Source organism: Haloferax sp. SDI50, from assembly GCF_059802635.1.
The window spans coordinates 1306110-1330822 of the sequence record NZ_JBPULL010000001.1; the positions used below are offsets into that span (position 1 = coordinate 1306110).

Below are 24713 nucleotides of genomic sequence, written 5' to 3' on the forward strand. Positions count from 1 at the left end.
CTCAGGGAGCCCAGTAGGTGGGTTCGTCGCCGCCCTCGGGGATGATATCGGTGCCCGTGTGCTCCCCGCGGAGGACGGCGGGCGTGATGCGGTCGGGGTCCGTGCCGTCGAGGACGATGGTGCGCATCTTCGCGCGCTCGATGAGCTTCGCGGCGAGGAGGTCGACCGGGGCGGACGACCCGGCGTTCATCTCGATGTCGCCGATGACGTCGACGAGTTCCGCGGCGGTCATCTCCTCGAACTTCGTCGCGTCGGGGTCGCTGTTCGGGTCGGCGCTGAAGACGCCGTCGACGCTGGTCGCGTAGACGAGCAGGTCGGCGTCGACGTATTCTGCGAGCGCGGCCGCGACGGCGTCGGTGGTCTGGCCGGGCATGACGCCGCCCATCACCGAGATGTCGCCGCGCCGGATGGCGTCGCCGGCGTCCTCGTAGTCGTGGGCGACCTTGGGGTCGACCTGCGAGCCGAGCGCCGCGATGAGCAGGCGGGCGTTGATTCTGGTCACGTCGATGCCGATTTGGTCGAGTTGGACCTCGTTCGCGCCGAGGTCGCGGGCAGCGCCGATGTAGTCGCGGGCGACGCCGCCGCCGCCGACGACTGCACCGATTTCGCACCCGTCCCGCGCGAGCGTTTCGACGACGGAGGCGTGACCCTCCACGCGTCGAGCGTCGAGGTCCGGCGCGAGCACGCTTCCGCCGATGGAGATGACGACTCTCATTGCACACGGGTATCCGTGACCGCATCTTAAGGGTTATCAACTGCGAGACGCCCGTGTCGGGGGCTTTAAACCACTCTCGCGGCGACTACCGGTATGCGACTCGTCACCGTGGAGACGGTTACGCTCATCGTCGTCGGCTGGGTGCTCGCGCTCGGCGCGATGCTCGTCCGCCACCGCCGCGACGAGGTCGACCGCCGAACCGTCTTCAACTGGGCGCTGGCGGCCTGTTTTTCGGTCGGCTGGGCGCTCTGGCAGTTCGACACGCTGCCCGCGACCGCCGACACGCCCGTCGGCGCGGCGGCCCCGTGGCTGGCGACGCTCCTCGGACTCGTCGGCGCGGCCATCGCCGTCCACCTCTACCGGACCCGCCCGCGCTCCGAGGCGCGGGAACCGGAGCCGACGCCCGAGCCCGACGAGGCCGGCACGGAGCAATCTTAAACCGGCGCGGGCCGTCCTTCGGGTATGCACGTCCTCGGAATCGTCGGCGCGGGCGCGACAACGCTCTGCGACCGACTCGCCGCGCAGTTGGACGGCCGCGTCGCCACCGTGGAATCGCTCCCCGAGAGCGCGACCGAACCGGAGTCGACAGACGGCGTCGCCGCAGCGTACGGGCTCTCGCCGGACGGTAACTGGGTCGGGACCGGCGACGACCGCGACCTCGACGGACTCCTCGACGACCTCTCGGCCGAGTACGACTACGCGCTCCTCTCGGGGTTCCCCGACGCGCGCGTCCCGACGGTCGCGCTCGCGGGTGCCGACGCGGCGAACGTCGTCGCGGAGGCTGAAACGGCCGACGCCGCGGACGTGGCGTCTCTCGCCGCCGAAATAGACTCCCACGAACCGCACATCACGCTCGAAACGCTGGTCGAGCGCGCGAAGGCCGACCCGCTCGAAGTGTACGCCGGGGCGATTGCGACGTTCACCGGGCGGGTGCGCGCGAAGGAGTCGGAGGACGACGACCCGACCCTGAGCCTCGAATTCGAGAAGTACGACGGCGTCGCGGAGTCGAAGATGGACGCGATTTCCGAGGAACTGGAGGCGCGCGACGGCGTCCTCCGCGTCCTCATGCACCACCGGGTGGGCGTCGTCGAAGACGGTGCGGACATCGTGTTCGTCGTCGTCCTCGCGGGGCACCGCCGAGAGGCGTTCCGGACGGTCGAAGACGGCATCGACCGCCTGAAAGACGAGGTGCCGATTTTCAAGAAGGAGACGACCACCGACGAGGAGTTCTGGGTCCACGACCGCTGAGACGCCGCGGATAACTCAGGAGATGCGGATAGTCCCGACGGGGCGAAAATCGAGCGATATTACGGATTTTATTGCCGCAAAATGCGGCGTCAGACGGGCGAAAAACGGGGTATTCACCCACATGAAATCAGTCGGTATTCTCAGAAAGAATCTCTTAAAACCGGTTCTAAAAAATCTAAGCCGATTTCAAAGATTCCTAAAATGTACCGTTTGCAACGATTCAGGCTGAAAGCGGCCGAACTAATTCTAACGGACCTCCCTTTATAACAGGTAATGGGGCGATAGGTGGAAGTGAGGTGTACCAGATGAGCGCAACAGTACCCCCCTCCACCGACGATAGCTCCAAGGAAGACCGCCTCAAGCAGTACCTGCTCGACCGTGCGAAAGACGGCGAGATGTACTTCAAGAGCAAATTCATCGCCGACGACGTCGGCCTGTCTCCCAAGGAAATCGGCGCCCTGATGGTCAAGCTCCGCGACTCCGCGACGGACCTGACCATCGAGAAGTGGTCGTACACGAGCGCGACCACGTGGCGCGTCGAGACCGCCTGAGAGCACGCACTGCCCGCCCCGACCGACGCCAGCGCCAGGACGGCGCGCACCGCCCGGTCCCCGGACGAAAGAACCCGACCCCGCGACAGACCCCGACAGCCCCTAATGGCCCCGTGACAACCCCGCCAAGCGCGCTCGGAACCCGAACCGAGACGCGACTCAACAGCCCTCGCGATTCGTGACCCCGGCGAATTGACCCCCCTCCCCAGGGCGCAGCGACCCGAACTCACGACGCGACCCCGGAACGCCCTCCCCCGCCCTCCCCCGCACGCCCCCGCCGACGACCGCCCGACCCGCGAACCAACCACACTTTCTGCCTTCGCGTTCCGCTTCGACGCACCCCACACGGCCGGAGCGGCAGGCCTCTCGCGCCGTCGTCGCCCGGTCGGGTCAGGCCTCCGTCACGGGATTTATGCACGTCGCCCGCATACTGCACGCCGATGGAACAGTCCGAATCGGCGGACGGACCGCCGGTGGAGGCACTTCGCGCCGTCTTCGACGTTCACGAGGTGCGGTCAGACGGTCGCCGACGTATCTACTACGGCGAGTCGCTCGTCCCCGAGCAGATGCTCGTCCGCGAAATCTGGTCGGCGTTCCGGGGGGCCGGCTACGACGTGGAAGCGCAGGTGTCCGGGCTCGGAGAGACCGACGTGGTCATCGTCGAACCGACCTCGCAAGGCGTCGAAGAAATCCCGTGGAAGAACATCACGCTGTTCGCGTTGACGATTCTCTCGACGCTGTTCGTCGGCGCGCACGCGTGGTACTACATCCCCCTGTCGGACATCGTCGCGAACCCGCTCGTGATGCTTCGGGCGTGGCCCTTCACCGCCGCCGTCCTCGGCGTCCTGTCGGTCCACGAACTCGGCCACTACGCGGTCGGCCGATACCACGGTGTCAACGTCTCGCTTCCCTACCTCATCCCGTTTATCTTCCCGTTCGGTACGCTCGGTGCCATCATCCGTATGCGCGGACAGATGCCCGACCGGAAGACGCTGTTCGACATCGGCGTCGCCGGCCCGCTGGCCGGGCTCTGTGCGACTATCGTCGTCACCGTCATCGGCCTCTCGCTCGAGCCGATGACCGTCCCGACCGAGGTCCTGTCCCGGTCCGGAGACATGATCGTCTTCAACAATCCACCGCTCCTCGACGCCATCGCGACCGTGCTCGGTCGCCCGACCGAGTACGCCGACCCCCGGACCGTCGTCCACCCCGTCGTCATCGGCGGCTGGGTCGGGATGTTCTTCACCGTCCTCAATCTGCTCCCGGTCGGCCAACTCGACGGCGGCCACATGGTCCGGGCGATGCTCGGTGAGCGCCAAGAATCGCTCGCGGCGGCCGTCCCGCTCGTCCTGTTCAGTATCGCGGGGTATCTCCACTACATCCGGGGGCTCGGTCTCAACCAGTCCGTCGGCCTGTGGTTCTTCTGGGGGCTGATGTCGACGTTCATCGCCTACAACGGCCCGGCGAAGCCGATAGACGAGACGCCGCTCGGCCCTGCGCGGATGGCCGTGGGCCTCGTTACGTTCGCCCTCGGCGCGGCGTGTTTCCTCCTCGTGCCGATTCAGGTCATTCCGGGATAAGGCGGCGCGCGGACTCGACACCGCCGCGAAAACAGGATTCTACTCACCGCCGCCGTGGGTGTAACCGCGGTCCGGCACTGCTTCACCGTCGGCGACGACGACTGCGTCTGCGGATTCTTCGACGGCTTTTCCGACCACCGTGAGCGGCACGTCGGTCGCGTCGCGGGCGGCGTCGAGCGCGGCTTGGGGGAGCGTAAAGACGAGTTCGAAGTCCTCGCCGAAGAACGCCGCGAGGTCGCGTCTGTCGTCGGCGTCGGCCGCGACCTCCTCGACCGCGTCGTGGACGGGGAGCGCGTCGAAGTCGAGTTCGAAGCCGCAGTCGCCGGCCTCCGCGAGCTGGTGGGCCGAGCGGGCGAGGCCGTCGCTGGAGTCCATCATCGACGTGGCCGACCCGCGGAGGCCGACGCCGGCGGCGACGCGGGGCGTGAACCGGAACAGGTCGTTCGCGCGGACGGTCTCGCCCGCCTCGAACAGGCGGACGGCGGCGGCCGACCGGCCGAGTTCGCCCGTGACGCAGAGCAGGTCGCCCGGCTCCGCGCCCGAGCGGCGAACCGGGTCGTCGGTGCGGCCGATGGCCGTCGTCGCCGTCGTGAACTCCCGATGGGTGTCGAGGTCGCCGCCGACGTACGACGCGTCGACCGCCTCGCAGACGTCCCGCGCGCCCCGGACGAAATCCCCGAGTTCAGTCTCGTCGAGTTCGACGGCGGCGTAGGCGGCGACGGCGCAGGTGGCGCTCGCGCCCATCGCGGCCACGTCCGACAGCGACGCGCCGACGGCCCGCCAGCCGGCGGTGTAGCGGGTCGTCCCCGCGGGGAAGTCCGTCGTCTCGTGGAGCATATCGGTCGTGACGACGAGGTCGTCGACGACGGCGGCGTCGTCGCCGGCGTCCGGCAGGTCCGCGGCGAGCAGTCTGAGGGCGGCGCGCTCGTCCATATCCGGACGTGTCGGGCGGAGCGGAAATGTCCATCTATCCGCCAGCGAGCGGCGGCGCGGGCCGCGAGTCCCCGACGGCGGCGACGCGAGACCTGTTTCTCGGCCGTCGAATCCGGTGACTTAATGCCCGTCGTAGACGCATCCCCAGCAAATGGCCCGCGAGAACCTCCGCGCGACGGTGCTCGGTTTCGCAGCGGCAATCGCCGTCTTCGCCGTCCTGTTCTACTTCGCGGGCGTGGACGAACTCGTCGCCCGGGTGACGATGGCCGAGCCGACCTACCTGGCCGCCATCCTCGCCATCACGCTCGTGTGGCTCGTCTCGTGGGGGGCGTCGCTGAAGACCGTCCTCGGCGTGCTCGGCGTGGACGTCTCGCTCGTCCGCTCGTTTCTCATCTTCACGGGCGCGACGTTCTCGAACAACATCACCCCGTTCGGGCAGGCGGGCGGCGAGCCCGTAACCGCGCTGCTCATCTCCCGGAGCGCCGACACCGAGTACGAGACCGGGCTGGCGGCCATCGCCAGCGTCGACACCATCAACTTCGTCCCCTCGATTACCATCGCGCTCATCGGCGCGGGCTACTACGCCACGGAGGTGACGCTCGGCCGCAACCTCGAAATCGCGCTCGTCGCCGTGGTCGGCCTCGCGGTCGGCGTCCCGGCGGCCGTCTACACCGCGTGGAAACGCCGCTACGACCTCGAACGCCGGCTCATCGGCGCGCTGACGCCGGTCATCCGAACCGTCTCGCGGTACGTCCCGCGGGTGTCGGTGCCGTCGAACGACGGCATCGAGCGCCGCATCAACGGCTTTTTCCGCTCCATCGAGCGCGTCGGCCGGAACCCGCGGGGGCTGGCGGTCGCACTCGGTCTGTCGGGAATCGGATGGTTCTGCCAGATGGTCGCGCTCTGGGTTGCGTTCCACGCTATCGGCGCGCCCATCGCCTTCTCCATCGCGCTGTTCGTCGTCCCCATCGGGGCGATAGCCGGCGTGACGCCGCTTCCCGGCGGCGCTGGCGGCATCGAGTGGACGCTCGCCATCCTCGTCGCGGCCGCGAGCTCCGCCGTCTCGTTCGACGTGGCGACCGCGGGCGTCGTCGTCTTCCGCGGGTTCATCTACTGGGTGCCCGTCGTCCTCGGCGGCCTCGTGATGAGCACGGAGAGCGCGCGCGGGTGGCGGTCCTGACGGCGCGATACGGGCTGTCACCCCGGCGCACGCCGGTCGGGGCGCAGGAGCCTCCAACCGCCCGTATCGGGCGAATACGATGCCTTTAAACGCCGCGATTATGAACCAATAGCCATGGTAACCATCTATGACGTCCCGGCGGACGCCCTCATCGAGGAGGTCGCCGGACGACTCGAGGACCGTATCGAGCAACCCGACTGGATGGCCTTCGCGAAGAGCGGCCAGACCCGCGAGCTCCCGCCCCAGCAGGACGACTTCTGGTACGTCCGCGGCGCGAGCCTGCTCCGCAAGGTCGCCATGAACGGCCCCGTCGGCGTCGACCGTCTCTCGACCGAGTACGGCGGCCTCAAGCGCGGCTCCAACCGATACAGCGTCTCCGGTGCGCACAGCGACGCCGGCAGCAAGAACATCATCCGCACGCTCCTCCAGCAGCTCGAAGAGGAGGGCCTCGTCGAGACCGCCAAGGGCGAGGGTCGCCGCATCACCGCCGAGGGGACGAGCTTCCTCGACAACGCCGCGTCCGACGTGCTCTCCGACCTCGACCGTCCGGAACTCGAACGCTACGCGTAGAGCCGCCGACACACACCGAGAGTTCTTCTTCGACGGCAGATTCCTCGAGAGCCGTCTGTATGCGGGTCCGTAATGGTTTTCAGACATCGGACCGTGCGCTAGGGTATGAGTGGCAGTCCCGACGATGAGCGACTGGAGGAGCTTCGAAAGAAGAAGATGCAGGAACTCCAAGAACAGCAGGGCGGCGGACAGGGCTCCGCGGAGCAACAGCAGGCCGAGGAGGCCCAACAGCGCGCCGAACAGCAGAAACAGGCGCTTCTCAAACAGCATCTGACCGACGAGGCCCGCCAGCGCCTCAACGCCGTGCAGATGTCCAAGCCGGACTTCGCGGAGCAGGTCGAACGCCAAATCGTCGCCCTCGCCCAGAGCGGGCGCATTCAGGGCCGCATCGACGACGACAAGATGAAGGCGCTCCTGAAGGAGCTGCAGCCCGAGTCGAAGAGCTTCAACATCCGCCGCCGGTAAGACGTGGAACTCGCGCTCCTCTACAGCGGCGGCAAGGACTCCTCGCTCGCCGCGCTGCTTCTCGACACCTTCTACGACGTGACGCTCGTGACCGCCCACTTCGGGGTCACGGAAGACTGGACTCACGCCCGCGACGCGGCGGCCGAACTCGGCTACGCCTTCGAGACGCTGGAGCTCGACCGCGAGGTCGCGGCGGCGGCGACCGCCCGGATGGTCGAAGACGGCTACCCCCGAGGCGGCATCCAACACGTCCACGAACACGCGCTCGAAGCGGTCTGCGGCCTCGACTTCGACGCCGTCGCCGACGGCACCCGCCGCGACGACCGCGTCCCCTCGATTTCGCGGGCGCAGGCCCAGAGCCTCGAAGACCGCCACGGCGTCGACTACCTCTCGCCGCTTTCGGGGTTCGGCCGCGGCGCGGTCGACCGCCTCGTCGAGTCGCATCTCGACGTGGAGACCGGCCCGTCCGAGGAGATTCCGAAGGCCGACTACGAGGGCGAACTCCGCCACCTCATCGCCGCCGAACACGGGCAGGCGGCGGTCGACGAGGTGTTCCCGGACCACGTCCAGAGCTACGTCCACGGCCGGCGCTGAGGGCGGCCCCGCGTTCTGACGCCGTCCCGGCCCGGACACCCGCTCCCCCGGCGCGCCCCCGATTCGTACCGCGTCGTTTTTCACGCCGCCGCGCGCCGGGTGAGGCATGGACCCCGGCATCGCCTACTCCGTTCTCGCCGCGTTCGTCTGGGGCGTCTACATCTTCGCCCTGAAGCGGTACTTCCCGGGCTACTCCGGGGCGGTTCTCACGGTCGTCGTCAACGCCTTCGCCGTCCTCCTGTACCTCCCGGTCACGGCGGTGACGTACGACCCCGCGGCAGTCCCCTCGCTGGCCGAACTCGGCGCGACGGGCGTCGGAATCGTCGCCGGTACGGCCGCTCTCGTCGGCGTCGCGCTCATCCTGTTTGTCGACGCCCTCGAAGCCGGCGACGTGTCCTACGTCGCGCCCATCAACAAGCTCGTCCCGGTGTTCGTCCTCCCCATCGAGATTCTGTTTCTGAACCAGTTCCTGACGGGTGTTCAGGTCCTCGGCGTCGCGGTCGCCACCGTCGCCGTCTACGTCGCGAACTACGAGGGCGGGGCGTTCCTCGACCCGCTCAGACGCGCCGTCCGGTCGCGGCCCGCCCAACTCGCGCTCGCCAGCGCGGCCTGTTACGCCGTCAGCGACGTGGGCAAACGCGTCGCCCTACAAGAACTCGGCATCCCGACGAGCGTGTTCGTCCCGGTGCTGTTCGTCGGCGCGGCCCTCGCCGTCCTCCCCGTCGCAGTGCGGGAGTGGCCGGGCGTCCGCGGCGACCTCCCGAAGTTCGCCGCGGCGGGCGCGCTCGTCGCCGTCGGAGAACACGTCACCTCGACGGCCTTCGGGCTGGTGCCGGCGAGCGTCGCCTCGCCAATCGTCAACACGCAGGCCATCGTCGCCGTCGTCCTCGGCGGGGTCGTCCTCCGAGAGGCGCGGTTCGGCACGCGCCTCGTCGCCGCCGTCCTCGCGGTCGCCGGCGTCTCGCTCATCGCCCTCGGCGACGCGGCGGCGCTCCGCGCCCTCGTCGGGTAGTCGCCGTCGCCCCGAACAACAGGTTTCAAGCGCGACCTGCGCCAACCAACGCCCATGTACGACCGACTCAAGGGATTTCGTGACTTCTACCCCGGCGAGATGTCGGCCCGGCGCGAGGTCGTCGACACCGTCGAGACCGCCGCCGCCCGCTACGGCTTCCGCGAAATCGGGACGCCCCACCTCGAACGGACCCAGATGTACGTCGACAAGTCCGGCGAGGAAATCGTCGAGGAGCTGTACGCCTTCGAGGACAAAGGCGGCCGCGAGGTGGCGCTCACGCCGGAGCTGACGCCGACGGTCGCCCGGATGGTCGTCGCCAAACAGCAGGCGCTGTCGAAGCCCATCAAGTGGGTCTCGACCCGGCCCTTCTGGCGCTACGAGCAGGTCCAGCAGGGTCGCTTCCGCGAGTTCTACCAGACCAACGCCGACATCTTCGGCTCCTCGGAGCCGGAGGCCGACGCCGAGATTCTGGCCTTCTGCGCCGACGCGCTGACCGACCTCGGCCTCACGGCCGACGACTTCGAGTTCCGCGTCTCCCACCGCGACATCCTCGGGGGCCTGCTCCGGTCGTTCGACGCCGACGTGGACGTCGCCGACGCGGTCCGCGCCGTCGACAAATCCGAGAAAGTCGAGCGCGCGGAGTACCTCGGCCTCCTCTCCGACGCCGGCCTCTCGTACGACCAGGCCGACGAGTTCGCCGACCTCATCGAGCGCGGCGACCTCGACGAAATCGCGGCGTTCGGCGGCGACGACGTCGAATCCGCGGTCGAGAACCTCCGGAACGTCCTCGCCGCCGCCGACGACTTCGGCGCGGGCGAGTTCTGCGAGGTGTCGCTTTCGACCGCCCGCGGGCTGGACTACTACACCGGCGTCGTCTTCGAGTGCTTCGACTCCACGGGCGACGTGTCGCGGGCGACGTTCGGCGGCGGCCGCTACGACGACCTCATCGAGTCGTTCGGCGGCCAGCCCACCCCCGCCGTCGGCGTCGGCATCGGCGGCGCGACGCTCCAACTGCTCTGCCAGCGCGCCGGCGTCTGGCCCGACGAGGAGCTGGCGACCGACTACTACCTCCTCACCGTCGGTGACACCCGCGGCGTCGCCTCCGACATCGCCCGCGACCTCCGCGCGGCGGGCAACGTCGTCGAGGTCGACGTGTCCGACCGGAGCTTCGGCGCGCAGATGTCCTACGCCGACTCCGTCAACGCCGACACGGTCGTCATCGTCGGCGAGCGCGACCTCGAAAACGGCGAGGTGACGGTCAAGGACATGGCCAGCGGCGACCAGACCACCGTCGCCGTCGACGACTTCCCCGGCGACCGCGACGCACCGACCTACGAGGACTACGAGTAGACCGACGCAAGCCGTTCCGTTCCCGACCGCCACCATCGCCGCCGCAATTCCCGCGCCCCGATACCGGCGCACGCCCTTTTGTTTCCGCCCGTCGTACGGGCGGGCGACATGTACGACGGGATTCTCGTCCCGGTGGACGGCAGCGGCCCCGCCGACGAGGCGCTCGACCGCGCGCTCGACCTCGCGGCGGCGACGGACGCGACGCTGTACGCCCTCTACGTCGTCGACGAGCGCGCCCTCCACGCGACCCAACTCGACGCCGGCGGCCTCGTCCGCGCCTACGAGGAGGAAGGCGAGCGCATCGTCTCCGAGGCCGTCGAGGCGGCCGAATCGGTCGGCGTCGAAGTCGTCACGGCCGTCGAACACGGCTCGCCGCACCGGGCGATTCTTCGGTACGCCGAGAAGGTCGACGCCGACCTCATCGTGATGGGCACCCACGGCCGCCGCGGCATCGAGCGCTACCTGCTCGGGAGCGTCACCGAGCGCGTGCTTCGACTGGCCGACGTGCCGGTGCTCTCCGTCCGAAGCGAGGATTCACAGGTCGACTGCGAGTGAGCGATGCGGTCGGGCGGGGGCGACGGCGCAGGTGGCGTCGGTTAAGTAGTCCGCCGGGCAAGCACCCGCCATGCGCGCCTTCCGCGTCGCCTACGACGGACGCCCGTACCACGGGTTCCAGCGACAGCCGGACGTGCCGACCGTCGAAGACGCCCTCTTCGACGCCTGCCGCGCGCTCGGCGTCTGCGACGACGACGAGGAACCGACCGGCTACGCCGCCGCCGGACGGACCGACGCGGGCGTCTCCGCGCTCGCCCAGACCGTCGCCTTCGACTGTCCCGACTGGTGTACGCCGCGGGCGCTGAACTCGGAGCTCCCGGGGACGGTCCGGGCGTGGGCCGCCGCCGACGCCCCCGACGACTTCCACGCCCGACACCGGCCGACCCGCCGCGAGTACGTCTACGACCTCCACGCGCCGACGGAGGGGTTCGACGACGACCGGGCGAAAGCCGCCTTCGACGCTCTCCGCGGCGACCACGACTTCCACAACCTCACGCCCGACGACCACGGCACCGTCCGGACTATCGACGGCGGCCTGACCCGCGACGGCGACTTCCTCCTCGTGCGCGTCGAGGCCGGCGGCTTCGCCCGCGAACTCGTCCGCCGACTCGTCTCGCTCGTCCGCGCCGTCGGGTCGGGCGCGGCCCCGCTTTCGAAGGTGGACGATGCGCTCGGTGCCAACCACCTCGACGGCCCCGAGGGCATCGCACCCGCGCCGCCGACGCCCCTGCTTCTCACGGCGGTCGACTACCCGGAAGTCGAGTTCGACGTGGACGCGATGGCCGCCGAGAGCGCCGCGTCGGCGTTCGAAGAGCGGGCGCTGGCGGACCGTATCGGCTGGCGCGTCGGCTCGCGCATCCGCGAGGGAGTCGAGCGGGCGGGCGATGCTAGACGCGTCGGCGACGGCGAAGACCGCGGTTGACCGACGCGTGAGGGGTCAATAGCTCTCCGGAGCGGTCGGGGTCGCACATAGCAACGTTATCGTCGGTCGAGGCCGAACGGTTCGACCATGTGCTACGACGCTGTCATCTTCGACAACGACGGCGTGCTGACGAAGCCGACGCTGCTCGAAGTCCAGCGGGAGGCGGTCAGGCGGGCGTTCGACGAGTTCGACGTGGAGCCGACGACCGAGACGGTCGACGGCGTCATCAACGGCGGCCTCACGCATCTGCGCCGCATCTGCGCGGTCCACGACGTGCCGGTCGACGACTTTTGGTCGCACCACGAGACCCACGCCGCGGCGACCCAGCGGGCGTGTCTGGAAAACGGGACGAAACCGCTGTACGACGACGTGGCCGCCCTCGACGACATCGACCACCCGCTGGCGGTTGTGAGCAACAACCAACACGCGACCATCGAGCACATTCTGGACGTGTTCGACATCGGCGACCGCTTCGAGGTGGCCTACGGCCGCGACCCGACCGTCGAGGGCGCGCGGGTGAAGAAGCCGGACCCGCACTACATCGAGCGCGCCATGGGCGAACTCGGCGTCGATTCGGCGCTCTACGTCGGTGACAGCAACGTCGACGTGGTCGCGGCCGACCGCGCCGGCATCGACTCGGCGTTCATCCGCCGACCGCACCGCGACGGCTACCAGTTGGCCGCCGAGCCGACCTACGAACTCGACTCGCTTGACGAACTGCTCGCGGTGTGCTGACGCGCGGGAGAACCCCCGTGACCCCGCGGCCTTCACCGCGGGTCCGCACCGCGCCCCCGCGCCGCGTATCGACCAATAGACACATCACGCGGCTCGCAGTCGGCTCATACATGGACCGACCCACCGCGTGGGACGCCACCCTCCGCATCGTCTTCGGCCTGTTTATCATCGGCGTCGGCAACGCCGTCGGCGGTTTTCTCGCCGGCATGACGGGTATCGCCGGCCTCGCGCTCTATCTCCTCGTGGCCGTGCCGACGTTCGTCTACGGGATGTTCCACGTCGTCATCGGGGCCGGGATGGTCGTCGAGGCCGCGACCGAAAGCGCGCTCGAAGCGACGGACCTGACGGTCGAAGTCAGCGACGCCGACGACGGTGGCGAGAGGTCCGAGTCGGCCGAAGACGACTGACCGGCGCTACTCCCAGCCGTCGGGCCAGATGCCCGCCGCCTTCATTCCCGTCTCGAAATCGGCGTCGCGGAACGCCGCGGCGAGTTCGTCGTCGTCGAGTCGGGGAATCTCCCCGTCGGCGGCGGTCGCGGCGAGTTCGCGGACGATGAGCGCGGTCAGCATCCCGTGTTCGCGGACGTTTCTGTCGTCGACTTTGTCGCGGGTGTCGGCGTGGGTGTGGCCCCAGCCGCGGCCGCGCTCGCCGCTTTCGCTCCGGAGCTGGAGCGCCGGGACGCCGGCGCGGACGAACGGCCACTGGTCGCTGAACGGGTGCGGTTCGGGTTCGATGTCGACCGGGTGGCGCGTCTCGTTGCCGACGCGGGTCGCCACCGCGGCGGTCGCCTCCGAGGTGTGGCTGTGGGCGACGAGGTCGCGGAACCGACCCGCGCCGTCGACGTTGACGACGGCGGCGACGCGGTCGAGGTCGAGGCGGTCCGCGAGATGTTCGGAGCCGGTTAGCCCCAGTTCCTCCGCACCGACGCCGACGACGCGCACGCCGAGAGCGAGGTCCATCTCAGCGAGGAGTCGCGCCGCGGTGACGACGACCGCGATGCCACAGCCGTTGTCGAGCGCGCCTTCAGCGATATCGTGGGCGTCGAAGTGGGCGCACAGGAGGAGTTCGCGGTCGGTGTCGGGGCCGACGCGACCCTCGACGTTCCGGCTCTCGCCGGGCGTCGTCTCGGCGTCGACCGCGAGGGTCGCTTCGCCGCCGCGGGCCGCGTAGTCGGTCAGCCACGACCCGGTTTCGGCGCTCACGCCGACCGCGGGGGCGGCGGCTTCCTCGTCGTAGCGGAGCGCCCCGGTCGGCGGGAGTTGGCCGGGGACGTGGTTGACGAAGACGAAGCCGACCGCGCCGGCGTCGATTGCGTAGTTGAACTTCTCCATCCGGTGGACGAACCGGCCGCCTGCGGGGGTGGTCGTGCTGGCGACGACGAGCGCGCCGTCCACGTCGGCGGCGTCGATTTCGCTCGGCGTGCCGTAGCCGACATCGACCAGCGGGCCGGAGACGGTCGCCGGGGGAGCGTACGGAAGCGCGACGGCCTCGAAGCGCCGTTCGTCGGGCGCGGTGAGGTCGAACGTCGTGTCGCCGCGGGTCCAGCGCGCCATCTCGAAGGGGTCGAACTCGACGCGCCGGACGCCCGCGTCGGTGAGGGCGTCGGCGACGAGCGTGCTCGCGCGGCGGTCGCCCGGCCCGCCGGCCATCCGGTCGCCGATGGCGGTCAAATCGGTGAGAAACGCCCACGGGCGGTCGTCGACCCACGTCCGGGCGAACGCCTCGCGAACCGCGGGAGAGAGGTCGTCCATGGCAGTTCCACACGCCCGCCGGTCAAAGTGGTTTGCGCCGCCGGGGGCCGCGTCGACTCGGGCGACCCGCCGCGGTCGGGGTCGGTGTCGGATGCCGAAAATCGCCCACAACATCTAACTCAGTTGACGTGGTACGCACGACCGCCATGCCTACATGTCAGAACTGCAATTCTTTCGTCACGGAAGGTTACGTCAGGGTGTTCGCCCCGGAGGGCATGGACGCCCCCCGCGTCTGTCCGCACTGTGAGGACTTAGTCCGGGACGGTTCGCAGGTCCGAGAAGCGAGAGCGACCCGACACTAACCGCGACGCGGCCGCCCTCCTCGTCCCCGCTTCGCCGGTCGATTGATAAGGCTTACCAGCCGCGCGCGCGTCACAGTACCCGACATGAGTTCGGTTCCCGAGCGGAGCGACATCGACGAGGAGTACAAGTGGGACCTCGACAGCATCTACGCGTCCGACGACGAGTGGGAGGCGGCGTACGAGGACGTCGCAGAGCGCGTCCCCGAACTGGCGAGCTACGAGGGCCGCGCCACCGAGGACCCCGAGACGCTCCTCGAACTCCTCGAAACGATGGAGGAGGTGCTCCGCGAGGTGTCGATGGTCGTCTCCTACGCGAACCTCCGCAGCAGTCAGGACACCCGGAACCAGGAGTACCAAGCGCAGGCCGGTCGCGCCGAGGCACTGGCGTCGAAGGCGCGGAGCGCGGTCAGCTACCTCGACCCCGAACTGCAGGCACTCGGCCGCGACGGCGTCGACGAGTTCGTCGAGGAAGAACCCGAGTTAGCGGCCTACGAGCACTACTTCGACGACGTGCTCCGGACGAAAGAACACACCCGCTCCGCGGAGGTCGAAGAAGTCCTCGCCGACCTCTCGGACGTGACCGGCGCGTCGAGCGACATCTACTCGATGCTCGCCAACGCCGACCTGGAGTTCCCGACCGTCGAACGGCCCGACGGCACGTCGGTCGAAATCACGCAGGGTAACTTCACGAAGCTCCAGAAACACCCCGACCGCGAGTTCCGCCGGACCGTCCACGAGGAGTTCTACGACCGCTGGGCCGACGTTCGCAACGCCGTCGGCACCTCGCTGAAAAACAGCGTCAAGAAGGACGTGAAGACCGCGCGCATCCGCGACTACGAGACCGCTCGCGAATCCGCCCTCGACGGCCCCAACGTCCCCGTCGAGGTGTACGACAACTTGCTCGACACCGTCCGCGACAACCTCGGCCACCTCCACCGCCACGCCGAGTTGAAACGGGAGGCCATCGGCGCGGACGAACTCAAGATGTGGGACCTGTACGTGTCGCTCACCGGCGACCACGGCCCCGAGATTCCGTACGAGCAGGCGAAAGAGTACATCGTCGAGGCCGTCGAACCGCTCGGCGAGGCGTATCAACGGCGGATGGCCGAGGGCCTCGAGGACCGCTGGGTCGACGTGTACGAGAACCGCGGCAAGCGCTCCGGGGCGTACTCCGCGGGCACCTACGACACCCAGCCGTTCATCATGATGAACTACCAGGACGACGCGGCGTCGATGTTCACGCTCGCCCACGAACTGGGCCACTCGATGCACTCCGAACTCGCCAACGACGCCCAGCCGTGGCACGACGCGAGCTACGACATCTTCACCGCCGAGGTCGCCTCCACGGTCAACGAGACGCTCCTGACCGAGTACCTCCTGGAGAACGTCGACGACGACGAACTCCGGACGCACGTCCTCGACGAGTACCTCGAACGGTTCCGCTCGACGCTGTTCCGCCAGACGATGTTCGCGGATTTCGAACTCCAGATTCACGAGATAATCGAGAACGACGGCGCGCTCACGCCCGACCGCTTCGACGAGCTGTACGGCGACCTGAAGGCGGCGTACTACGAGCCCGCGGCGACCGACGACCGCATCGCCCGCGAGTGGGAGCGGATTCCGCACTTCTACTACAACTACTACGTCTACCAGTACGCGACGGGCATCTCCGCGGCGGCGGCCATCGTCGAGCGCATCCGCGAGGAGGGCGAGTCCGCCGCGGCGGACTACCGCGAGGCGCTCGCGCTCGGCGGCAGCGAGTACCCACTCGACGTGCTCCGAACCGCCGGCGTCGACATGACCGAGCCCGAACCCATCGAGGACGCGATGTCGGTGTACGCCGAGTTCCTCGACGAGGCCGCGACGCTCCTCGGCCTCGAATAACCCGAAAATCGCAGGGCGGGCTCAGCCGACCTGTCGTTGAATATCCCGCCTGCAATCGACGGTGATTGCGTGAGAAGTGTCGGAGTCACTCCCGCCCTAAGGGGCAGGGTTCTCTCCTTATAGAAAGATATCCTCACAAAGTGTCAGTTTGACAAGAGCGACGGCCACGGAGTGGCAGTAGCCAACGTATGTGCAACACGGCTTGGTGAAGCTATCACTCGGAGACGTAGGAATTAGAAAGCCGTGTCACTCCGCACGTAGTTCGTCGCAGAAACGGGCTGGGAGGGACTTGAACCCCCGACCGTCTGGTTAAAAGCCAGACGCTCTGCCTAACTGAGCTACCAGCCCTCGGATTTTCTTTAAATGGGGATACTGATAAGCGTTTATTTTCGCCGCCCCCTCCTGCTTTGTACCCCGTTCCCGTCCCCCACAATATGGACCTGCGCGACTTCGTGGACACGCTACTCCGGTTCGAGAGCGTCGCCCGCGCCGAAGCACCGGCCCAGCAGTGGGTCAAAAACCGACTGCACGACTTCGAGTTCGACACCTACGAGTGGACCGCCGACCCGGAGCGACTGGCCGAACACCCGTCGTTCCCGGACGACTCCGACGACATCGACACCGCGAACCGCCCGAGCGTCGCCGGCGTGGTCGAGTTTGGCGACCCCGACGCGGGCCGGACCATCGTCCTCAACGGCCACGTCGACGTGGTACCAGCCGACAGAGAACTGTGGTCCCACGACCCGTATTTGCCCGACTGGGACGACGACGCCGGCACCGTCAGCGCCCGGGGCGCGGCCGACATGAAAGCGGGGCTCGCGGCGTGCGTCTTCGCCGCGCTCGACCTCCGGGACGCCGCGGCGGCGGGCGATGTTGCCCTCGACGGGCGGGTCGTGGTCGAGAGCGTCGCCGGCGAGGAAGACGGCGGTATCGGGGCCGCGGCGGCCGCGCTCGACAACCCCTATCCCTTCGAGCGGGACGCCGCGGTCGTCGCGGAGCCGACGCGGCTCAAGCCGGTCGTCGCCACCGAGGGGTCGGTGATGAAGCGCCTCCACCTGACCGGGCGGACGGCGCACGCGGCCTCGCGGTGGCGCGGGGTGGACGTCATCGAGAAGTTCGAGGCGATTCGGGCGGCGTTTTTCGACCTCGAAGCGGAGCGGACCGACGCGGTCGAGCACCCGCGTTTCGACTACCCGATTCCGTGGCCCGTCTGCGTCGGCCGCGTCGAGGCGGGAACGTGGGCGTCGAGCGTCGCGGGGACGCTCACCGCGGAGTGGCGACTCGGCGTCGCGCCGGGCGAGACGGTCGAAGAGGTCGAAGCCGCGTTCGAGGAGCGGCTGGCGCGCGTCGTCGCCGACGACGAGTGGCTCTCGGCGCACCCGCCGGCGTTCGAGCGGTTTTCGGTGCAGTTCGAGCCGGCGGAAATCGACGCCGACGAGCCGGTCGTGGAGTCGTTGCGCGCGGCGCTCCGGGCCGACGGCCGCGACGACGAGCCGGTCGGCGCGACCTACGGGGCGGACTCGCGGCACTACGTCGAGGCGGGGATTCCGACGGTACTGTTCGGCCCGGGCGACATCGACCAGGCGCACTTTCCGGACGAGACCGTCGAATGGGCGGAAGTCGAGGTGGCGCGCGAGGTGATTCGGGAGACGGCGACGCGGTTCCTTCAGTCGAGGTAGTCGTCGAGCGCGTCGGCGACAACGTCGCCAGGCGGCGTGTCTTCGAGCGAGGCGCGGCGGCGGAGTTCGAGGTACACGTCGGCCGGCAGCGTCACGTCGAGCCGGCCGATGTCGACGCCGTGGTCGGCGAGGGCGTCCACGGCCGGCGTGCCGTCGTTGACCTCGCTGGCGAGGCGGCGGACCTCGCGGACGGTCAAACCGGCGTCGAGCGTCGCCCACGCGAGGTGGAGTCGGGCGTCGCCGGAGACGCGGGCGATGTGCTTTGCGGCCGTGGGCGCGATGCGGCCGCGAGCGACGTGCCGGCGAACCGACTGCGGGAGGTCGTGGACGCGGGCCCACTTGCGGATGAAGGAGACGGATACGTCGCCGCCGGCGCGCTCGGCGGCGCGCTTGTAGGAGCCGACGCCGCGGACGAGCGCGGCGCAGGCGGCAGCCCCGCGGAGCATGAACACGTGGTCGTCGTCGCCGGCGGTGGACTCCGAAAACGAGCGAACCGTTCTGGCGGCCTCGGCGAGGCTGTCGGGGTCGGTGGGGTCGAAGCCGACGGCCTCGCGGGCGCGGTCGCCCGTGACGGCGGGGTCGCCGCGGACGACGGGTTCACCGACCGGTTCGCGCCGGTCGGCCGGAACCTCGGTCGTTCGTCGGCGTTCGTCGTTCGTCATCTACGAATCGGTAACGCGTTCGGGCTTAAAAACGTCTCCCCGAGAGGCGAGATTCGCGCGCGAGCGGTCGGGAGGCGGAGTTCGGACGGGCGAGTTCCGGCGGTCGGCGGACGGGTTACTCCTCGCGGGACTCAGAGAGGTGCGACCAGATTTCGGTGCAGCCCGCGCCGTCTTCGAGGTCCTTGAGGTGGGCCGCGGGGTCTTCGTCTTCCGCCTCGGCGGACGGGTCCGCCTCGGCATCGGGGTCGCGGTCGAGTTCGGATTCGAGTTCTGCCTCGCCGGTCATGCGTCCCCCTCCTGCGACTGTTCGAACAGCTCTGGGGCGACGTCGGCGGAGGCGTGTTGTCGGACGGCGGTGCGGTGGTCACTCATCACCACCACGTACCGGTCGAACCCGCATAAGGGAATCCGCACCTGTAATGTGTACCCCCACTCCCGGCTACCGGAACGGATTGCTCCTACCTCTGACGGCGGGTTTCGGCCACAATCGCACGACAACGGTGGAACGACCGCCGAAGCGGCCGTCGCGCTCCCCCGCGGGGATTGCGGGCGCCGTCCCGCATAGGTAGCCGGAGCACGGAGGGTGGGGTATGAGCGTCTCCCTGCGCGTCCTCGACGACGGGGCGTGGGTCTCCGTGAACGACGCCAGAGAAGTGAGCGTGAGCGAGCTCTGGCGGCTCGACGACCCGTCATTCTGTGGGTGCGAGCTCCCCGACTTCGTCGTCGAGAACGTCCTCGACGTCGGCGCGGACGGCAGAACCGTCGCCGCGAAAGTGTACGGCCAGTGCATCGCCTGCGGCCAGACGGGCGTGCCCGGTTGGGTCCCGGTCGGCAGGCTCCGCGAGGGCGAATTCGTCGATATCGACCGCGAGCGGGTCGTCCTCCCGGTTCGACGCGGCGACGACAACGAATAGGCAACATTCTCCGCTTTTGGGCAGCACCGGGAAGGGTTGACGGTACGCTCGGGGCCTTACGTGGGCACGTATATGGACATTCATACGAATGCCCACGGACGTCGAACGCTGGAAGTCGGAGGTCTACGGTAACGAGATACGAGAGCACCTGCTGGAGTTCGCCGAGCAGGGCTGGGACTCCATCCCGGAAGACGAGCGAGACGCCTGGTTCGAGCGCTTCAAATGGTGGGGGCTGTACCACCAGCGCAACGGCCAGGAGTCGTACTTCATGATGCGCATCGGGACGCCGAACGGCGTGCTGACGCCCGGCCAGACCGAAGTCGTCGCGGAGGTCGCAGACGAGTACGCCCGCGGCCCCGCCGAGAACCCCATCTTCGGCAACGGCTACGTCGACTGGACGACCCGCCAGTCGATTCAGCTCCACTGGATTAAGCTGGAGGACATCCCGGAAATCTTCGACAAGCTCGAATCGGTCGGGCTGTCGACCCAGCAGGCCTGCGGTGACTCGTGGCGCAACATCGTCGGCTGTCCCGTCGCCGGCAAGGACAAACACGAGCACGTCGACGCGCTCCCCGTCGCGATGGAGCTCAACGAGACGTTCAAGGGCAACGACGACCACTCGAACCTCCCGCGCAAGTGGAAGGTCTCCGTCACCGGCTGCCGCGAGGGCTGCGGTCAGGGCGACATCAACGACCTCGCGCTCGAACCCGCGACCAAGGAGATAGACGGCGAGGAGACGAAGGGCTTCAACATCCGCATCGGCGGCGGCCTCTCGCGGAACGAGCCGCGGCTCGCCCGCGACATCGACGTGTTCGTGACGCCCGAGCAGGCCCCCGAGGTGTCGGGAGCCATCTCCGCGCTGTTCCGCGAGAACGGCGACCGCGACAACCGCTACAACGCTCGCATCAAGTTCCTGATGGATGAGTGGGGCGCAGAGAAGTTCCGCGACGTCCTCCAGGAGGAGTTCGTCGACTTCGAACTGGAGACCGCCGGCGAGGACCTGCGCTCGGAGTACTCCTACAACTCCGGCTACGCCGACGGCGGCCACTCCGACCACGTCGGCATCCACGAACAGGCCGACGGCAACTACTACGTCGGACTCGACGTGCTCGTCGGCCGCATGGGCGTCGACGACACGAAGGAACTCGCCCGCGTCGCCGACGAGTACGGCTCCGGCGAGATTCGCATCACGCAGCGCCAGAACGTCATCATCACCGACGTGCCCGAAGAAAAGCTCGACGCGCTGCAGGACGAGGACCTCCTCGACCACTACTCGCCCGACCCCCACCCGTTCATGCGCGGCTCCATCGCCTGTACGGGCACCGAGTTCTGTTCGCTCTCCATCGTGGAGACGAAAAACCGGCAGGTCCGCTACGCCCGCTGGCTCAAGGAGAACGTCGACCTCCCCGCGGGTGTCGAGGACTTCCACATCCACCTCTCGGGCTGTACGGCCTCCTGCGCCCAGCCGCAGATTGCGGACATCAGCCTCCGCGGCATGAAGACCCGCAAGGACGGCGAACCGGTCGAGGCGCTCGACATCGGCCTCGGCGGCGGCCTCGGCGAGAACCCGAACTTCGCCGAGTGGGTCACCCAGCGCGTCCCCGTCGACGAGGTGCCGGGTGCCATCAAGAACCTGCTCGCGAACTTCGAGGAGCGCCGCGAGGGCGACGAGACGTTCCGCGAGTTCGTCGCCCGGACGGACGAAGAGGAGCTGGCCGAACTAGTCGAACCCGAAGAGACCAGCTACGAGGACCCGATGATGCACAACACGAAGCGCACGTGGTACCCCTACGCGGAAGACGACTCGATGGACGCGAGTCCCGCGCCGACCCGCGCCGACGGCACACCCATCCCGAGCGACGACTGAGCGGGCCGCCTCGGTGACGACGCCGCCGCGCTACCTATTTAGGACGACACCCAACAGTACTCACAGATGCCAGACCGAATCCTGAAGGTCAACGCCTACACGACGCTGGACCTCGTCGACGCGTCGGCGACGGGCCACGATTTCGAGGAGTCGGCGTTCGCCGTGTGCAACGTCACCTCGCCGCGGAAGCACCCCGACGAGATTACCCTCGAACTCGAACTCGACTGGACGCAGCTCGACGCGCTCGCGCCGCACGCGGACAAACTGACGCTGTCGCCCGAGGAGGCCCGGACGCTCGCGGCCGACCTCGAAAAACACGCCGACCGCGTCGAAGCCGAACAGCAGGACTGACCGCCGCCCTCCGATTTTCGACGACAGTTCGACGCCCCGAGCGGCGCGACCGTCCGCACGACCCGACGGTTCGTGGCAACACCACCCATGAGAGTTTCTATCCCGGTTTGGTCAACGAATCGTGTGAAAGCGTGTCTCGAATGTTCGAATCGTACTGCAACTAGACCAATCGTTAGACATATGCCTTCGGAAGTCGCAGGATGTGTTGTGATACAGACGACGCCTCTACGCCGTCCACGCACCGAGCGTCGACCGCACTCCACCTCCCGCGCCCGCCCGGCGAATCGAACGCCGGCCACAGCGCGGGGGGTGGTGGCGTGAGCCGTCACCGGACCCTCGTCCTCTTCGTCGCGGCCGCGGCGCTGTTCGGCACCTCGTTCGTCGGCATCAAGGCGGCCATCGGCTCGGTCCCGCCGGTGCTCTTTGCGGCTTTCCGCGTCGACGTCGCCGCCGTCGTCCTCCTGACGCTCGTCGCCGTCCGCGGCGGCTACTGGCTCCCGCGGACCCGCGCCGACGCGCTCGGCATCCTCGCCAGCGCCGCGTTCGTCCTCGGGGCGAACAACGTGTTTCTCTTCCTCGGCCAGCAGCACGCGACGACCGGCGCGGCGGCCGTGATGTACAGCATCATGCCCGTCGCCTCCCCGGTGTTCGCCGTCCTGCTGCTCGACGACGCGCGCATCTCGGCTGTCGACGCCGCCGGCATCCTGCTCGGACTCGTCGGCGTCGTCGTCATCGTCGGCCCCCAGAGCGTCCTCGGCGGCGGGAGCGTCGGACAGGCGCTCATCGTCTGTTCGGCGCTGTCGGTCGCCTTCGGGACCGTCCTGCTCAAGCGCGTCGGACCCTCTATCGGGACGCTCCCGCAGACCGCGTGGGCGATGGCGGCCGCCGCCGTCGGCATCCACGCCGCGAGCCTCGGTCTCGGCGAGTCGGTCGCGCAGGTCGCGTGGTCGCCGGAACTCGTCGCCGCGATTCTCTACGTCGGCATGCCCGCGACCGCCGCGGCCTACCCGGTCTACTTCGCGCTCCTCTCGGAGGCCGGCCCGGTCCGCGGCAACCTCGTCGCCTACGCGATGCCGGTCGTCGCCACCGTCACCGGGTGGGCGTTCCTCGGCGAGTCCGTCTCGCCGGCGACCGTCCTCGGCTTCGGCGTCATCCTCTCGGGGTTCGTCCTCGTCCAGCGCGAGAGCGTGGCCCGGGTGGTCGGCCTCCGGGGAAGCGTCCCCGCGGAAGCGGAGTGAGACAACGGGCGCGTCGAGGTTCTCGTTCTTTGTTGACGCTGTGCTGAAGAGGGACGCAAGTCGGTTGCATCCGCGCCAAGGGAATCTCTCGCTCGGTGCAGGAAAGCGACGAATCACGTTCACGATGGTCCGGTTCTGAGAGGACCAAAACGACTTCCTATCCCATAGACGAGGACTGCCGCTGCACTAACACTCAGCCCGATTGCGAAGAGAGATACTAGCAGTTCGTGAGGTGACCGAACGACTACTTGCGCTCCCAATACGAGAGAGTATGCCCGAAACAAGAAGTTATCAAACACGAATACAGCGAGGAATCCCGCTTGGCTGATGAGGCCGACACCAACAGTCCACCACAATCGCATACGTGGTCTGAACTTCCGACGTTTAGCGTCGGCATAGACGACTCCCATAGCGACGAATGTCACCAAGGGAGATACGAGGAGGGGATTCAGAGCCATACTATCAGTAGGGTAACTTGATGTATAAATCAAGCTCAATTCACAGTTCTGCTCAGTAGTTACTCTAGCGTGAACGGGATGGAATACCCGAGCAGTCGGTAGTGAGTACCGTTTCGGTCAGCGTCATTCGACTCCGCACAAGTGCTCAGAACTGCAACAGACCTAGAACACAGAGCCAGAAACCGAAACAGAACTTACGCGGCGACCCGCCGCCGGACCGCGACGGCGACCGAGACCAGCGTCTGTTTTTTCATCGCCGCGAAGCCGAAGAAGATGGCTCCGAAGCCGACGAGCGCGGTCGTGTCGATGACGTGGCCGAGGAGCACCCAACTCATGAGCGCCGCGACCACGGGCTCGACGTAGCCGATGAGGTTGAGTTCGGTCGGGCCGAGGCGGTCCAGAAGCTCGAAGTAGAGGAGGAACGCCACCGCGCCGGAGACGAGCGTCAGATAGAGGAACGACGCGATGCCGACGGGGGCGAGTTCGATGGCCGAAAGCGACTCGCCGTCGGCGAGCGCCCAGCCGTGGAGCAGGACGCCGCCGCCGAGCATCGCCCACGCCTGCATCGACTGGACCGGGAGGTCCGTCCGGAGCGGGCGGGTGAGGACCGCGCCGAGCGCGAACGACACCGCGGCGAGGAAGAGGAGGACGATGCCGAGGCCCTGCGTCGAGCCGGACGCCCCCGAAAGCGCCGAGACGGGGTCAGCGACGAGGACGACGCCGGCGAAGCCGGCGACCAGGCCGACCGTGCCGGACCGCCCAAGCGACCGCTCGGTGAGGATGAACGAGGCGAAGACGGCGGTCAGGATGGGCGAGAGGCTGATGATGATAGAGGCCACCGCACCGGGGACGTGTTCCTGGCCGAGGTAGAGCAGACCGTGGTGGGCGGCGATGATGAACACCGCGCCGATGGCGGTCGCGAGCAGTTCGTCCCTCGTTTTCGGCCGCCAGCGGTCGGTCGAGTAGAGGGCGTACGCCAGCATCACGAGGCCGGCGAGTTCGTAGCGGAGCGCGGCGAAAGAGAGCGTCGGGAAGAACTCCAGGCCGACCTCGATGGCGACGAACGAGGTGCCCCACATCGCCGCGAGCGCGACGAAAAGCAGGGGCGTCGTCGGAACGTTTCTCCAAGTGGTTCGCGTCATAGTCGAATCTGTTTCATCTCTCAGGGACGCGGGTTGTTAAAGTCTTCTACAAGAG

General features: G+C 68.2%; 27 protein-coding genes and 1 tRNA gene. 21 read left to right on the forward strand and 7 right to left on the reverse strand.

From position 1 onward, the window contains the following. Nucleotide 1: 1 nt before the first annotated feature. The gene (pyrH, locus tag ACSR87_RS06735; RefSeq protein ID WP_004041748.1) at nt 2-715 is read right to left on the reverse strand and encodes a UMP kinase; all 714 of its coding nucleotides are present in this window, start codon (nt 713-715) and stop codon (nt 2-4) included. A gap of 93 nt (nt 716-808) precedes the next feature. Here pyrH and ACSR87_RS06740 point away from each other — a divergent pair, with 93 nt between their 5' ends. The 4 genes from ACSR87_RS06740 (at nt 809) to ACSR87_RS06755 (ending at nt 4094) form a co-directional block, all read left to right on the forward strand. Continuing rightward, nucleotides 809-1153, forward strand: coding sequence for a hypothetical protein (locus tag ACSR87_RS06740; RefSeq protein WP_498529936.1), 345 nt, complete (start codon nt 809-811; stop codon nt 1151-1153). Nucleotides 1154-1177: 24 nt separating this feature from the next. After that, a complete protein-coding gene (locus ACSR87_RS06745) occupies nt 1178-1963 on the forward strand; it encodes a molybdopterin synthase (RefSeq protein WP_498529937.1) in 786 nt (261 codons plus the stop codon). Between the two features lie 305 nt (nt 1964-2268). Beyond that, a complete protein-coding gene (locus ACSR87_RS06750) occupies nt 2269-2514 on the forward strand; it encodes a DUF7123 family protein (protein ID WP_008574797.1) in 246 nt (81 codons plus the stop codon). Between the two features lie 440 nt (nt 2515-2954). Beyond that, complete coding sequence (locus ACSR87_RS06755) at nt 2955-4094, forward strand: site-2 protease family protein (protein WP_498529938.1); 1140 nt, start codon at nt 2955-2957, stop codon at nt 4092-4094. A gap of 39 nt (nt 4095-4133) precedes the next feature. Here ACSR87_RS06755 and thiL read toward each other — a convergent pair whose 3' ends face one another. Further along, nucleotides 4134-5027, reverse strand: a complete 894-nt coding sequence (gene thiL, locus ACSR87_RS06760) for a thiamine-phosphate kinase (RefSeq protein WP_115861226.1) — start codon at nt 5025-5027, stop codon at nt 4134-4136. A 151-nt stretch (nt 5028-5178) separates the two neighbouring features. Here thiL and ACSR87_RS06765 point away from each other — a divergent pair, with 151 nt between their 5' ends. From ACSR87_RS06765 to ACSR87_RS06810, 10 genes are all read left to right on the forward strand, one after another. Next, nucleotides 5179-6207, forward strand: coding sequence for a lysylphosphatidylglycerol synthase transmembrane domain-containing protein (locus tag ACSR87_RS06765; protein WP_115803272.1), 1029 nt, complete (start codon nt 5179-5181; stop codon nt 6205-6207). 114 nt (nt 6208-6321) lie between these two features. After that, the gene (locus tag ACSR87_RS06770; RefSeq protein ID WP_004041740.1) at nt 6322-6777 is read left to right on the forward strand and encodes a 30S ribosomal protein S19e; all 456 of its coding nucleotides are present in this window, start codon (nt 6322-6324) and stop codon (nt 6775-6777) included. Between the two features lie 105 nt (nt 6778-6882). Further along, nucleotides 6883-7242: a DNA-binding protein gene (locus ACSR87_RS06775; RefSeq protein WP_498529939.1), complete on the forward strand. Its 360-nt coding sequence runs from the start codon at nt 6883-6885 to the stop codon at nt 7240-7242. Nucleotides 7243-7245: 3 nt separating this feature from the next. Beyond that, nucleotides 7246-7836 carry a DUF7411 family protein gene (locus ACSR87_RS06780; RefSeq protein ID WP_004063031.1) on the forward strand — a complete coding sequence of 197 codons (591 nt, stop codon included), beginning with the start codon at nt 7246-7248 and terminating at the stop codon, nt 7834-7836. Between the two features lie 106 nt (nt 7837-7942). Beyond that, nucleotides 7943-8848 (forward strand): EamA family transporter, encoded by a 906-nt coding sequence (locus ACSR87_RS06785; protein WP_004063032.1) that lies wholly within the window; start codon nt 7943-7945, stop codon nt 8846-8848. A 54-nt stretch (nt 8849-8902) separates the two neighbouring features. After that, nucleotides 8903-10198, forward strand: coding sequence for a histidine--tRNA ligase (hisS, locus tag ACSR87_RS06790; protein WP_498529940.1), 1296 nt, complete (start codon nt 8903-8905; stop codon nt 10196-10198). A 108-nt stretch (nt 10199-10306) separates the two neighbouring features. Continuing rightward, on the forward strand, nt 10307-10753 hold the full coding sequence (locus tag ACSR87_RS06795) for a universal stress protein (RefSeq protein WP_498529941.1): 447 nt from the start codon (nt 10307-10309) through the stop codon (nt 10751-10753). Between the two features lie 70 nt (nt 10754-10823). Further along, nucleotides 10824-11675, forward strand: coding sequence for a tRNA pseudouridine(38-40) synthase TruA (truA, locus tag ACSR87_RS06800; protein ID WP_498529942.1), 852 nt, complete (start codon nt 10824-10826; stop codon nt 11673-11675). Nucleotides 11676-11762: 87 nt separating this feature from the next. Then, nucleotides 11763-12410 (forward strand): HAD family hydrolase, encoded by a 648-nt coding sequence (locus tag ACSR87_RS06805; RefSeq protein WP_498529943.1) that lies wholly within the window; start codon nt 11763-11765, stop codon nt 12408-12410. A gap of 110 nt (nt 12411-12520) precedes the next feature. Next, on the forward strand, nt 12521-12817 hold the full coding sequence (locus tag ACSR87_RS06810) for a hypothetical protein (RefSeq protein ID WP_498529944.1): 297 nt from the start codon (nt 12521-12523) through the stop codon (nt 12815-12817). A gap of 6 nt (nt 12818-12823) precedes the next feature. On the opposite strand, the gene ACSR87_RS06815 is transcribed toward ACSR87_RS06810, so the two are convergent. Further along, nucleotides 12824-14161: a M28 family peptidase gene (locus tag ACSR87_RS06815; RefSeq protein WP_498529945.1), complete on the reverse strand. Its 1338-nt coding sequence runs from the start codon at nt 14159-14161 to the stop codon at nt 12824-12826. A gap of 146 nt (nt 14162-14307) precedes the next feature. On the opposite strand from ACSR87_RS06815, the gene ACSR87_RS06820 reads away from it, so the two are divergent. Then, nucleotides 14308-14463: a DUF7563 family protein gene (locus ACSR87_RS06820; RefSeq protein WP_013035426.1), complete on the forward strand. Its 156-nt coding sequence runs from the start codon at nt 14308-14310 to the stop codon at nt 14461-14463. A gap of 84 nt (nt 14464-14547) precedes the next feature. Further along, nucleotides 14548-16347: an oligoendopeptidase F gene (gene pepF, locus ACSR87_RS06825; protein WP_498529946.1), complete on the forward strand. Its 1800-nt coding sequence runs from the start codon at nt 14548-14550 to the stop codon at nt 16345-16347. 274 nt (nt 16348-16621) lie between these two features. Here the strand turns inward: pepF and ACSR87_RS06830 are convergent. Continuing rightward, a tRNA-Lys gene (locus ACSR87_RS06830) sits at nt 16622-16695 on the reverse strand. Between the two features lie 86 nt (nt 16696-16781). On the opposite strand from ACSR87_RS06830, the gene ACSR87_RS06835 reads away from it, so the two are divergent. After that, complete coding sequence (locus tag ACSR87_RS06835; protein WP_498529947.1) at nt 16782-18026, forward strand: M20/M25/M40 family metallo-hydrolase; 1245 nt, start codon at nt 16782-16784, stop codon at nt 18024-18026. Here the strand turns inward: ACSR87_RS06835 and ACSR87_RS06840 are convergent. Both ACSR87_RS06840 and ACSR87_RS06845 read right to left on the reverse strand, forming a co-directional pair. Then, the gene (locus ACSR87_RS06840) at nt 18014-18688 is read right to left on the reverse strand and encodes a DUF7119 family protein (RefSeq protein ID WP_004063041.1); all 675 of its coding nucleotides are present in this window, start codon (nt 18686-18688) and stop codon (nt 18014-18016) included. The two genes, ACSR87_RS06835 and ACSR87_RS06840, sit on opposite strands and share 13 nt — an antisense overlap. A 115-nt stretch (nt 18689-18803) precedes the next feature. Beyond that, on the reverse strand, nt 18804-18974 hold the full coding sequence (locus ACSR87_RS06845; RefSeq protein WP_188148408.1) for a DUF8595 family protein: 171 nt from the start codon (nt 18972-18974) through the stop codon (nt 18804-18806). Nucleotides 18975-19278: 304 nt separating this feature from the next. On the opposite strand from ACSR87_RS06845, the gene ACSR87_RS06850 reads away from it, so the two are divergent. The 4 genes from ACSR87_RS06850 to ACSR87_RS06865 all read left to right on the forward strand — a co-directional run bounded on the left by ACSR87_RS06850 (nt 19279) and on the right by ACSR87_RS06865 (nt 23058). After that, a complete protein-coding gene (locus ACSR87_RS06850; RefSeq protein ID WP_498529948.1) occupies nt 19279-19602 on the forward strand; it encodes a DUF8134 family protein in 324 nt (107 codons plus the stop codon). A gap of 88 nt (nt 19603-19690) precedes the next feature. Continuing rightward, nucleotides 19691-21469, forward strand: coding sequence for a nitrite/sulfite reductase (locus tag ACSR87_RS06855; protein ID WP_498529949.1), 1779 nt, complete (start codon nt 19691-19693; stop codon nt 21467-21469). A 66-nt stretch (nt 21470-21535) separates the two neighbouring features. Continuing rightward, entirely contained in the window at nt 21536-21820 is a 285-nt protein-coding gene (locus ACSR87_RS06860; RefSeq protein ID WP_498529950.1) for a DUF6360 family protein, read from the forward strand. 317 nt (nt 21821-22137) lie between these two features. Further along, nucleotides 22138-23058, forward strand: coding sequence for a DMT family transporter (locus ACSR87_RS06865; RefSeq protein ID WP_498529951.1), 921 nt, complete (start codon nt 22138-22140; stop codon nt 23056-23058). 652 nt (nt 23059-23710) lie between these two features. On the opposite strand, the gene ACSR87_RS06870 is transcribed toward ACSR87_RS06865, so the two are convergent. After that, nucleotides 23711-24658: a DMT family transporter gene (locus ACSR87_RS06870; RefSeq protein ID WP_498529952.1), complete on the reverse strand. Its 948-nt coding sequence runs from the start codon at nt 24656-24658 to the stop codon at nt 23711-23713. Between the last annotated feature and the right edge of the window lie 55 nt (nt 24659-24713).